Origin of the sequence: Arthrobacter zhaoxinii, assembly GCF_025244925.1 — a bacterium.
Lineage (GTDB): Bacteria > Actinomycetota > Actinomycetes > Actinomycetales > Micrococcaceae > Arthrobacter_B > Arthrobacter_B zhaoxinii.
Genome location: NZ_CP104275.1, coordinates 2,471,622 through 2,483,960, shown reverse-complemented (window position 1 = coordinate 2,483,960; position 12,339 = coordinate 2,471,622). Strand labels below are relative to the sequence as shown.

Here is a 12,339-nt window from a genome sequence, read left to right as displayed (position 1 = left end):
GTATCCGCGGGAACGGACGGGGTACAGCAAAAGGCCGCTGCCAGGGGCAGCGGCCTTTTGCCGTCCGGCCTCAACGGCCGGGTAAGTCCTGCTTAGGAGGCGCGGCGGGCGCGGGCTGCGCGGCGCTTCAACGCACGGCGCTCATCTTCACTCATGCCGCCCCAGACGCCGGCGTCCTGGCCGGTCTCGATTGCCCACTGCAGGCAGGTGTCGATCACCGGGCAGCGCCGACAGACACTCTTGGCTTCTTCGATCTGAAGAAGAGCCGGGCCGGTATTGCCCACGGGAAAGAAAAGCTCCGGATCTTTATCCAGGCAAGCTGCGCGGCTCCGCCAATCCATGTTGATCACTATCTCCTCTGAAAAGTTGACTCCTACGTGTTTGTGAAAACATTCACGAGCAACTACAAACTAAAGGGGCCGGTTTCGGCCCCTGATTTCCCTCTTACTAGCGTGGCACGTCAGGCCAAAGCAGACAAGGGGTAACAAGCGGTCAATATGGCTGTAAAGCTGAGGGGTGCATCACATTTGTTATCCGCCGGGGATGGCTGATTGTTGTGGCATTCCGGCTCCGGTGCTGCACCGGCCGCTCAATGCCGGCTTCCCGAGGCGGCTTTCCGCAGGGTTATCTCCGGTATTCTGCCAGTGTGTCAACACCCCAGGAACCCCGCTCGGTGCAGCGTGCCCCCGCTGTACTTGTCATCTCCGCCGTACTGGTCCTCGAAGCGCTATGCCTGCTCGGCTTCGCAGCCTGGTACGGCTACCAGCTAGCGACTTCGACGCCTTTGTCCATGGGAGGGGCCGTCTTCACGATGGTGTTTGCCGTGGCCCTCGCTGTGTGGATGCTCGCTGTGGGGCATTTCTTCTTCCGGGGCTACCGGTGGACCCGCTCGGCTGCACTGGTCTGGCAGCTCTTCGTGGTCATTCTCGCCGTTCCCACCCTGCAGGCAGGCCTGATCCTGCCCGGTCTCGGACTGCTGCTGCCGGCAGCAGCAGTCCTGCTGCTGTTGTTCACGAAGCCGGTCCTCGCACACACCAGCAGGACCAGCGACAGCGGCAAGACCTTCTAATCGTTCATCCCTCCTCTCCTGCCGGCTTATTCCACGGCGGAATACGCCGCCTGTGCCTCCCGGACTTCCGCCCCGTCGACGAGGTAGCACCTGCCCGGCGGGCGGCGTCTACCGGGTTCGACCCGGATGCCGAAGATGTCTCCGTCCACTGGACTTACGGGCTGGAGCAGTGCGCCACGCGGTGCCGACCGGATCTGCTGTGCCAGCGGAACGCGGACTGTGAGCTGGTGACCGGCGACGGCGGCCAGCACCAGCCGGGCACCCAGGGCCTGCATCTTGGCGAGTTTCTGGTGCGTGGAGGAAGAGAGCGAATCAGCGTCGTCAACCAGGACCAGAAACCGCCGGAGATCTTTTTCCCCCTGTTCCACGAGGGATAGCGCCGCGGCCAGATCCGCAGCCACGCATTCACTGGAGATATCTGCAGACCTCTGCAGCTGGCGGAGGAAGGAGGTCCGGCCGGAGCCGCGCGGCCCCGCAACCAGGAAGACCGAGCCCGGCAATACCCGCACCGCAGCAGTGGCCAGTTCGTCTCCAAACACGCCTACGGGCAGCCAGTCTCCGGAGCGTGCGGGCTTCAGCTGCGCCGGCGGAACGAAGGCAGGGAGGTTTTCGATTCGGTGCGGGGACGGGCTGTCGGAGGGAAGGGGGACCAGCTGCTCCGGTGTAGGCGGGATGTCAGCCGTCAGCAGCTGGGTCGAGAGGCCTTCAGCCGTTCCGCACCGTCCCTGGACCAGGGCCCTTCCGCGGATCCGGTCCATCGGCGGCAGCCGGGGCCAGATCAGCAGTGTCTCGGCGCTGGCGTCGGCTGGAAAGTACATGCGGTTCGGGATCAGGGGAAAGAAACGGGCGCTAAGAACCTCCCTGTCCCCGGCCAGAACCACGCAGATGTCCGCGCGTTCACCGTCCCGGATGAGGTCGGACAGGTCTTCTTCGCCCGTCAATCCGCGGCCCGTGCGGAACGCCGTACACCAACGGGACCATCCGGTGATGATCAGCGTCACTCCCGCTGCAGGTCCGTGGACCTGCGCCGCCGCCGGCACGGCGCCGCCGGTGTGGGCCGGGCCCCTGTCCATACCTGCCTCCGGGGCTGCCGGACCGAGCCGGTGCAGGACTTCCGCGGCGAGGTAGGCCAGCACCCGGGACGCCCGATCGACCTCCTGGGGACCAACGTAGGCGCCGGTCTGCTCAGCTGCAGCAAGCCAGGCAAGGCTGCCGTCCGAGTCAAGGACATACAGATGTCGTCCGGGTAACCCGGTGACGTGCTTGGCGGCGATAAGTCCGAGCGCATCAGGGGCTCCCGACCGCGGAGCGCCGAGCACCGCCAAATGGAAATCGATTCCGGGCTGCCACGCAAGGATTCTCTGACGCTGCTGTCCAGGCTCATCCATCAATCCCAGGACCAGTCCGTCCGGGGCAGCCTCGTCGGCGACGCGGCAGCCGGCCAGCAGATCCGCTGTCAGTGCAGAAGGCAGCGGCGGCCTGACCGGGTTGAAAGGATCCGGATAGCCTCCGGTATCGGCGGCCGCCCGGATAGCCGTAACCATCCGGTGGAGGGCATCCGGATCTGCCGTAGTCTCTGCCCGTACCCGCGCGCCTCCGGCCGCTCCGGACAAATGCTCGTGCAGTTCCTTCAGCGGGTTTTCGTCAGTGCCGCTCCGCATGGCCGTTGAAAGGCTTTGAAAGGCGAGCGGAAGCCGGCCGCCCTTGCTGACATAGGCCCGGCCCGGAAGGTCGGGCGGGATGGTGGACGCAGCGTCGGCGTCGATGACGTCGCGGGACTCTGCGGCGGATTGGACCCGAAGGGCGACACTCGTTGCTATATTCGCGCGGATATCGGCGGTAACGGCGCCCTGAGGGCGTTGAGTTGCCAGCACCAGATGCAGGCCGAGCGAGCGCCCGATGGCCGCTATCCGCAACAGTTCGGGCAGGGCTGTGGGCACTTCCTCGGCCAGCATGCGGAATTCGTCAACCACCACCAGCAGCTTGGGGACTCTGTCCTCCGGAGGACGGGTGAAGTTGTAGGCGGAAAGATTGTCGGCTCGGCCGGCGGCCAGCAAGGCTTCACGGCGTCGGACTTCCGCACGCAGTGACACCAGCGCCCGGCTCACGTTCTCAGCGGAAAAGTCGGTCAGGAAACCCACTGTGTGTGGCAGTGCGGCAAGGGGGCCGAGCCCGGAACCGCCTTTAAAGTCGATCAGCAGGGCGGTGATGTCGGTGGGCGGATACAAGGCTGCCAGAGAACCGATGAAAGTGCGCAGGAACTCGGATTTTCCGGACCCCGTGGTCCCGGCCACCAGGAAATGCGGACCGTCTTTGTCCAGTTCCAGGAGCACCGGGCCGGAAAATGAAAGTCCGACGACAGCGGCAACCCCTGATCCAGGGTCCCGCCAGCCGTGCAGGAGAAGATCCGGGGACGCAGCGGGATGGCAGTCCTCGAAAGCCGCTGCGGGTGGTGGCTGGCCGGTACCGCCGGGCGCGGCATGCTGCGGGCCGGACGGCGGGCGGGAGGCAAGTGCGCGGGATAACCGTTCGAAGGTTTTTGGTTGAATCAGGTCGGGGACAAAGTCCACGCTCCGGCCAGCGGCAGCCAGCGTTCCCCGGCCTCCAAGAAGCGACACGGACACCGGTGCGGGGAGACCCCCGGCCCGGATGACGGTCACCAGCGGACGACGCGCTTCGGGAAGCGCCTGGAGCAGCCGCCCGGCGTGCTCCGCCCACGCGGCATGGACGAACAGCACGAGGTCGGCCGGTCCCGCGGCCTGCGGGAGCGCTGTGAGGACGTTCCGCAGTGCCGCAACAGCGGATTCGACCGCAGGGAGGGAAACCTCGGGCATGGCAGCCAGAGTGACGCCGGGCAGGAACCTCGCATTCGGTTCCAGCTCCGATGCCGTACCGATGCAGACAAGGTGCGGCACAAAGGCGGCTGCTGCTTGGAGAAGGATGGTCCGGCCCAACGCCGCCTGCTCCCGGGCGGTGCCTTCCAGCCTGATGTCCCGGTCCCTGCCGAGGGCAAGGATTACCGGGGCTTCGGAGATCTGCGGGGGCGTGAAATGGCGGGGTGCCGGCACCACTTCGATGTTCGCCGGCAAGGTGCCCGCCCCGATCCGGACCGGATACACGGCGGCACTGGCGTCCGCCACCGGTGGGCCGGCCGGTCCTGTTCCCAGAGCCGTGGCTCCCGGGTCCGGTGCGGCCCGGCGGAGCCGCTTTCCGTCCTCCTCCGCGGCCAGGGCGATTGCCGCGGCCTGCTCACGGCGGCGCCGCCGGGATCCCGCGGCGCCCAGCAGTGCCGTGACCGCCGACAGTGCGCTGAAAGCCAGGAACATCCACATCCCTGTCGCCACGGCCAGCACCACTCCGAGCAGGAGCGGCAGCAGCGCACCGACCAGGAGCAGGCCGGTTTTTTGCCCTTGTTCGGGGAACCTGACGGTGAGGGGGCTGAAGGGATCTGCCGGAGCGCTTTCGACCTCGCGCACGGGCCCGGGAATGACTAACCGGCAGTGGCTGTAACCGAACCGCAGATGGGAATCGGTGTCCACCGTGGCCACGCGCACACGACGGCCGTCGACCCAGGTGCCGTTGGCTGAGCCAAGATCACGGACGGTTACGGATTCAGCTCCCACGACAAGTTCCGTGTGGTGTCGGGAAAGCGCCGGATCGGTGATGCCGATTCGCTGTCCGGGCCCGCATTCCGCCGGGACCCTCCGCCCGATGGTGTAGGTTCCCCGCTGCAGGTCGGTGATGCCTCCGGCGTCGGGTCCGGAGCAGACAACCAGGAGTAAGGGGGCGGGTGCCGGGGCGCCCCCTCGCGCCGGCATCCCCGCGGCGGCACACCCGGCGGATCCTTCGAGGCGCAGGATCACCGCCCCGTTGACGAGCGGAGCCTTGCCGGGGGTCAACTCCTGCAGGCTCGAACCCTGCACGGTGTAGCGGGCGTGCCCGTAGCGTTCCTCCAGCATCGAGGCCACTGAGGCTCCGGACGTTTTGTCCGAGATGTTGATCACAACCTCACGGAGCGCAGGGCGCCCGGGCGGGTCCGCGGGGAAACCCCCGGATCCCGCTGCTAGGGTCACATGAAGCAGCAATGTCCCTCCAAAGCATCCCCCAGAGAGTGCGAAACGGTCGATGGAGGGATCAGCCTACGGATCGCCGGATCACTTCCGGCACCGGAGGCCCCGCCCTGTGGATAAGTTTCCTGCCCCCTTGGACTGAGAGGGGGAGGTTGAGCAGCGGCGGTAAACTGCTGGAGGGGATTTTGGCTTTAGAAAGGCAAGTGTGACTCACCCGTACCCGGTTCTACCGCATGTTTCGGACCGCCCCTCCCCGCCACCAAAGGCAGCCAAACCCGGTTACCGGCCGGAGGTGCAGGGCCTGCGGGCGCTCGCGGTACTGATGGTTGCCAGCTACCACATCTGGTTGGGCCGCGTGTCCGGCGGCGTGGACGTCTTCCTTCTGATTTCCGCCTTCCTGCTTTCGCTGTCCTTCATCCGGAAGGGCGAAGCCGGCCGTGGCCTGCAGTTGGGGCATTACTGGACCCACGTGTTCAACCGCCTGCTCCCGGCAGCGGCCGTGGTGATCGTGGGAACCCTTGCCGCCACTGTCCTGTTTGTTCCCAGAAGCCGGTGGGCCGAGATCTTCTCGCAGGCGTGGTCCTCGCTGCTGTACGTCCAGAACTGGGCCCTGGCTGCTGATTCGGTTGATTACTACGCCGCAGACCACAGCATCGCCAGCCCGTTCCAGCATTTTTGGTCGCTTTCGGTCCAGGGGCAGGTCTTTGTCCTGTGGCCGCTGCTGTTTGCGCTCTCCGCCGTCATCGCCCGGCTCGCGCATAAGCGCTTCCGCAGCGTTGTGTTCTGCGTGTTCGGAACGGTGTTTGCCGTGTCGCTGGCCTTTTCCGTTCACGAGACCTACACCAACCAGGCCCACGCCTACTTCGATACCCGCACACGCCTGTGGGAATTCGCCTTCGGAACCCTTCTCGCCCTGGCCATTCCCTACCTGAAGCCCGTCCGGGGAATCCGGGTAGCGGCCGGATGGCTGGGCCTGGCTGCCATCCTCAGCGGCGGATTCATCCTCGACGTCCAGGGGCAGTTCCCGGGCTTCGTAGCTTTGTGGCCGCTCGTAGCGGCCGCCCTGGTGATAGTCGCAGGACAAACGGGCAGCCGTCTCGGTGCGGACCGCTTCCTCTCCTGGCGGCCGCTGGTGCGGATGGGGGACATGTCCTACGCCCTCTACCTGTGGCACTGGCCGATACTCGTCATCTACCTCGCCTGGCGGGGGCGCCAGGAGGTAGGGCTTGTCGGGGGCGCGCTGATCCTCGGCCTTTCCCTGATCCTCGCTGCCCTGACAACGCGTTTTGTGGAAAAGCCCCTCCGTGCACGGGAAAAGCGCGGAACCTGGGGACGGGCCGCACTGGTGATGGCGGCCTGCGTGGCCGTAGTGGCCGTGCCGCTTGCCAGCGGCCAATTCCTGCTCAAGGCGGCCGATGACAGACTCCTGGCAGAAGCCGAGATCAATTACCCCGGTGCCCGCGTTCTGGCACCGGATTACGACGGCGAACCCACCGGGGTGCCTGTCCGGGCAGTGTCCTCAACGGACCCGGACAGCTGGGGACGGCTCCCGCTGGCATGCTCGGAGGTCCCGGACGGGCCCACGGATCCGGCTCTGTCGAGCATCTGCTTCAGCACAACAAACACGGACTCGCCGGAACGGACCATCCTTATCATCGGCAGTTCGCACGCCCAGCAGTGGATCGAGGCGGTCGAACCGATGGCGCAGGCACACGACTACCGTGTCATAGCGCTGCTGAAGGGCGGGTGCACCTACGGCGCCGCGGCGGAGTGGAGGTCGGAGGACTGCAACCGCTTCAATGAGGCGGCCACCGAGTACGCCCTGGAATTGAAGCCCGATGCCGTGATCGCGGTCGCAACGTCCGCCATGTCCGACGAAGCCGCCGATCCCGTGGTTGACGGACTTCCGGAAGCCGCCCGGAAACTCGGCGAGGGAGGAATCGATGTGGTCGGTGTCCGGGATAATCCCCGGTTCCCCTTCAATATGCAGGTGTGTGCAGAGACCAACGGCGCTGACTTGTGCACCACACCCCTGATGGACAAGCAGTCTCCGGATTTCCCGCCGTCGGAGGACGACGGCGGCATGGCCTTCCTCGATCTGTCGGATCTGATCTGCCCGGAAGGGACCTGCCGGCCCGTCGTGGGGAACACCTACGTCTTCCTGGACGACAACCACCTGACCACCGATTACGCCGCTTCCCTGGCCGGGGAATTCGACCGAAGGTTCCACCAAAGCGTCAGCTGGTGACACCCTGCACAGCGGGTGTCACCGAGGCCGCTGATGCAGGCCTGCACCCAGACCGAAAAGTGCCTGCCGGCCAATAGTCGGATACCCTTGACCCGGGTGTGCGCCGGTTCGGCCATCCCGTACCAAACAGGAGAAACAAGTGAACGTTGACCTCGTCGTCGTTGGGTCGGGCTTTTTCGGCCTGACCGTAGCCGAGCGTGCTGCCAAGGAACTGGGCCTGAAGGTCGCCGTCCTGGACCGCCGCCATCACATTGGCGGCAACGCCTACAGTGAGAACGAAGCCCAGACCGGAATCGAGGTGCACCGTTACGGTGCCCACCTGTTCCACACGTCCAACGAGCGGGTCTGGGAATACGTCAACCGGTTCACCGAATTCACCAATTACGTGCACAAGGTCTACACCAGCCATAAGGGCGAGGTGTACTCCATGCCCATCAACCTGGGCACGATCAACCAGTTCTTCCGCGCGTCCATGGGACCGGCCGAGGCAAAGGCCCTGATCCAGGAACAGGCCGGCGAACTCGCGGGTACCGATCCGGCGAACCTCAATGACAAGGGGATCCAGCTCATTGGGCGCCCGCTGTACGAGGCGTTCATCAAGTACTACACCGGCAAGCAGTGGCAGACGGATCCCAAGGACCTGCCGGCTGAGATCATCAGCCGCCTGCCCGTCCGGTACAACTACGACAACCGGTACTTCAACGACAAGTACGAGGGTCTGCCCGTCGACGGTTACACGGCCTGGATCGAACGGATGGCGGATCACCCGAACATCCAGGTGCATTTGAAGACCGACTTCTTCGATGAGGGCCACGAGTTCTCCCGCAGCAACACCCTGGGCCAGGTTCCGGTCATCTACACCGGCGCCGTGGACCGCTACTTCGACTACGCCGAAGGTGACCTGTCCTGGCGCACGATCGACCTCGAAGAAGAGGTGCTCCCGGTGGAAGATTTCCAGGGCACATCGGTCATGAACTACCCGGACGAGGACGTTCCCTACACCCGGATCCACGAGTTCCGCCACTTCCACCCCGAGCGTGAGTACACCAAGGACGCCACGGTGATCATGCGCGAGTACTCCCGCTTCGCCGAGAAGGGCGACGAGCCGTACTACCCCGTGAATACCGCGGAGGACCGCGCTAAGCTGCTCGCCTACCGCGACCTCGCCAGGGGTGAGAAGTCCGTGCTCTTCGGCGGCCGCCTCGGCACCTACAAGTACCTGGATATGCATATGGCCATCGGGTCGGCGCTGTCCATGTTCGACAACAAAATCAAGCCCCACTTCACCGGTGGCGCCAAGCTGGAAAGCGGAGGAGTCGACGCGTGAGCAACGCAACCGTAGAGCGGTCAATCCAGGCGGACGATTCAGAACGCCAGTGGTCCACGATCCAGCGGGTGGTTCTTCCTTCCCTGGACCAGCTGGACACGGTGCCGCTGTACATGGACACGGGCAGTGCTACAGGAGTGCAGCTGTCCACCATGAACGGTGATGCAAAGACTGCCGCCGCGGCCCCGGCGTACTCAGCTCCCAGCAAGGAAGCACACGCAGAGGACTTCCTGTCCCGGCAGTCCACTTCCGTCCGCGCCGGTGAGCGGGTTTCCTTCGGCACGTACTTCAATGCCTTCCCGGCCAGCTACTGGCGCCGGTGGACCAATCTGGACACCATCCGGCTCAGTGTCCGCACCTCGGGGACAGGCGCCGTCAGCGTCTACAAGTCCAATGCCCGCGGCGCCCTGCAGCATGTCGAGACCCAGCGGGTGAATTCGCCTGCGACTTCCACCTTCGAACTCAGCCTCAAGCCTTTCGGCGACGGCGGCTGGTACTGGTTTGACCTCGTCGCCGGTTCCGAGCCGCTGATTCTCGAAAAGGCCGAATGGCAGGCGCCGGGGGAGCCCGTCACCCCGGGTAGTGTGACCCTTGAAATCACCACCCTGAACAAAACCTCCTTCTGCATCAACAACCTGCGCATCCTGGGGGACCACCCGGAAGCGCTGGCCTACGTCAAGGAAGTCCTGATCGTTGACCAGGGCACCGAGAAAGTGGCCGAGGCGGAAGGTTTCCCCGAAGTCGAAGCCATGCTCGGCGGCAAGCTGCGCATCATCAACCAGGCCAACCTCGGAGGATCAGGCGGTTTCGCCCGCGGCATGTACGAGGCCGTCGAGAGCGGCAGCGACTACGTCCTGCTCCTTGACGACGACGTCGTGATGGAACCGGAGAGCATCTCCCGTCTGTTGATGTTCGCTGACCGCTGCAAGACGCCCACCATTGTGGGCGGACACATGTTTGACCTGTACAACCGCACGGTGCTGCACACCTTCGGCGAGACAGTGAACCCCTACCGTTTCCAGCCGGACCAGCCGCATGCCGAGATGACCCTCGGCCACGACTTCGTTCGCTCGAATCTGCGCCACACGTCCTGGATGCACCGCCGGGTGGACGTGGATTACAACGGTTGGTGGATGTGCCTGATCCCGACGAAGGTCATCCGGGACATCGGCCTGTCGCTGCCCGTCTTCATCAAGTGGGACGACGCCGAGTACGGACTCCGCGCCAAGAGTGCCGGCTACCCGACCGTTTCCATGCCCGGCTCAGCCGTCTGGCACGTCTCATGGATCGACAAGGACGACCTTGTCGGCTGGCAGGCGTACTTCCACACCCGCAACCGCATGATTGCCGCCCTGATCCACAGTCCGTATGAACACGGCGGGCGCGTGGTGCGGGAAACCGGCTACATGGACCTCAAGCACCTGATCTCCATGCAGTACTTCACGGCCCAGGGCCGCGTCATGGCCCTGCGCGACCTGCTCCGCGGCCCGGAGCACCTGCATGACCTGCTTCCCACCAAGCTGCCGGAAATCAAGGCACTGACCAAGAAGTTCACGGACTCACAGGTGCTGCCCGAGCCGGAGGCCTTCCCTGCGCCGGTGATGCACAAGCCGCCGCGGCGCGGGCAGGGCTTCGCCGCCCCGTCATATGCATCGCTGATTCCGTGGGCAGCCAAGACGGTGGTCAAGCAGCTGACCAAGAAGGTTCCGGCGACCAGCCTCGAACACCCGCAGGCCTATATTGCGCACCAGGACAATAAATGGTGGCGGATGTCCCAGTACGACAGTGCCGTGGTTTCCAATGCCGAAGGTACCGGGGCCTCCTGGTACAAGCGTGATCCGAAGCAGCTGCGGATCCTCCTGGCCGAAGCAGTGCAGCTCAACGCTGAGATCCTGAAGAACTGGCAGAAGCTCAGCGACCAGTACCGCGAGGCACTTCCGGAGATTACTTCCTTCGAAGCCTGGAAGAAAACCTTCGCCGAGCATTCGGAAGAGAGTAAATAAGCTTGTCCACCGGTGCACTCGAAACTCCGGGGCGGGGAGCGGGCCTGGCGGATATCCTCCGGTCCCGCTTCCTGCTCAAGCTGCTGGTTTCCAAGGAACTTAAGGTCCGCTACCGGGGATCCATCCTGGGGCTCCTCTGGTCCTATGTAAAACCCGGCGTGCAGTTCGTCGTTTTCTACATAGCCCTGGGCGTGTTCCTGGGCCTGGAGCAGAGTGACCGCAATCCCAGCGGGTTGCCGAACTATGCGATCTACCTGTTCTCGGGCATCGTGCTGATCAACTTCTTTACGGAGGCACTCGGCAACGCCTCGCGCTCCATAGTGGGCAACGGGGGATTGATCAAGAAGATCTACCTGCCGCGGCAGCTCTTCCCCGTTGCCTCCGTATGGGTGTCCGGGGTGCATTTCGTGCCGCAGATGGTGATCCTCATCGTTGCGTGCCTGTTCAACGGCTGGCGGCCCTCGGTGCTGCAGCTGGCGGCGGCCGTAGCCGGTTTCATCATTGTGGCGCTGTTGGCGACGGGTCTCGGGCTGCTCTTCGGGGCCGTGAATGTCTATTTCCGGGACGCGGAAAACATCGTGGACATGCTGTTGATGATCGCAACCTGGGCGTCACCCGTGTTGTATTCCTGGCACATGGTGAGTGACAAGCTGGGAGAGACGTTCTTCAACGTGTACCAGCTGAACCCCATCACCGTGGGCGTGGAAGCCTTCCACTACGCGTTCTGGCTGCCGACCACCGATGGTGCAGAGACCATCCCTCCGCACCTGTTGTCCGTTTGGATTCCCATCGCCCTGGCTATCTCGGCAGCGGTCCTGCTGATTGGCCAGCTCGTCTTCCGTCGCCTTGAGGGCCGTTTCGCGCAGGAGCTCTGAACCGTGGCCAACGCCATTGAAGTACGCAACATCAACAAGCAGTTCGTCCTGCGGCATACGCGTTCCATGAAGGAAGCGTTTGTCTGGCTGGTCAAAGGACGCAAGGGGGACCTGTCCGAGAAGTTCCACGCGCTCAAGGGGGTCTCCCTGAACATTGAGCAGGGGGAGACCGTGGCGCTGCTGGGGCTGAACGGCTCCGGCAAGTCCACCCTGCTCAAGCATATTTCCGGAGTGATGCGTCCCGATTCCGGCACCGTCGGCACCAGGGGACGGGTTGCAGGGCTGATCGAGGTTGGTGCCGGGTTCCACCACGACCTGAGCGGGCGCGACAACGTGTACCTGAACGGCGCCATCCTGGGCATGACCGAGGAAGAGATCAACGCGAAGTTCGACTCCATCGTCGAGTTTTCCGAGATCGGGCAGTTCATTGACACCGAAGTGAAGTTCTATTCTTCGGGCATGTATCTCAGGCTTGCGTTCTCTGTTGCGGTCCACACGGACCCGGAGGTCTTCCTGGTGGACGAAATCCTGGCCGTAGGTGACGAGCCGTTCCAGAAAAAATGCATCGACAAGATCAAGGAACTGGCGGGAGAAGGTAAGACGCTCGTTGTCGTCAGCCATGATCTGGACCTGGTTTCACGCATCTGTGAGCGTGGGGTCCTGCTGGAGCACGGCCAGATTGTCATGGATGCCCCCGTGACAGAGGTGGTAAACCGGATGCGCGGCGGCTCGTAGCTCCACCCGCAC

At 64.3% G+C, this 12,339-nt stretch carries 7 protein-coding genes and 1 pseudogene; 6 read left to right on the top strand and 2 right to left on the bottom strand.

Annotated elements, in window-relative coordinates; all coding sequences use genetic code 11:
- Positions 1-92: 92 nt before the first annotated feature.
- The gene (locus tag N2K95_RS11600; protein ID WP_055239553.1) at positions 93-341 is read right to left on the bottom strand and encodes a WhiB family transcriptional regulator; all 249 of its coding nucleotides are present in this window, start codon (positions 339-341) and stop codon (positions 93-95) included.
- 305 nt (positions 342-646) lie between these two features.
- On the opposite strand from N2K95_RS11600, the gene N2K95_RS11595 reads away from it, so the two are divergent.
- Positions 647-1,069, top strand: coding sequence for a hypothetical protein (locus N2K95_RS11595; RefSeq protein WP_260651676.1), 423 nt, complete (start codon positions 647-649; stop codon positions 1,067-1,069).
- A 26-nt stretch (positions 1,070-1,095) separates the two neighbouring features.
- On the opposite strand, the gene N2K95_RS11590 is transcribed toward N2K95_RS11595, so the two are convergent.
- Positions 1,096-5,073 carry an FtsK/SpoIIIE domain-containing protein gene (locus N2K95_RS11590; protein ID WP_260651675.1) on the bottom strand — a complete coding sequence of 1,326 codons (3,978 nt, stop codon included), beginning with the start codon at positions 5,071-5,073 and terminating at the stop codon, positions 1,096-1,098.
- 271 nt (positions 5,074-5,344) lie between these two features.
- On the opposite strand from N2K95_RS11590, the gene N2K95_RS11585 reads away from it, so the two are divergent.
- The 5 genes and pseudogenes from N2K95_RS11585 to N2K95_RS11565 all read left to right on the top strand — a co-directional run bounded on the left by N2K95_RS11585 (position 5,345) and on the right by N2K95_RS11565 (position 12,327).
- Positions 5,345-7,387: an acyltransferase family protein gene (locus tag N2K95_RS11585; RefSeq protein WP_260651674.1), complete on the top strand. Its 2,043-nt coding sequence runs from the start codon at positions 5,345-5,347 to the stop codon at positions 7,385-7,387.
- A 127-nt stretch (positions 7,388-7,514) separates the two neighbouring features.
- Positions 7,515-8,714: pseudogene (glf, locus tag N2K95_RS11580) on the top strand (UDP-galactopyranose mutase); the annotation flags it as partial.
- A gap of 113 nt (positions 8,715-8,827) precedes the next feature.
- A complete protein-coding gene (locus N2K95_RS11575; RefSeq protein WP_407080148.1) occupies positions 8,828-10,717 on the top strand; it encodes a glycosyltransferase in 1,890 nt (629 codons plus the stop codon).
- Positions 10,718-10,719: 2 nt separating this feature from the next.
- Positions 10,720-11,592, top strand: a complete 873-nt coding sequence (locus tag N2K95_RS11570; protein ID WP_407080081.1) for an ABC transporter permease — start codon at positions 10,720-10,722, stop codon at positions 11,590-11,592.
- A gap of 3 nt (positions 11,593-11,595) precedes the next feature.
- Complete coding sequence (locus N2K95_RS11565) at positions 11,596-12,327, top strand: ABC transporter ATP-binding protein (RefSeq protein WP_255790153.1); 732 nt, start codon at positions 11,596-11,598, stop codon at positions 12,325-12,327.
- The last annotated feature ends 12 nt before the right edge of the window (positions 12,328-12,339 follow it).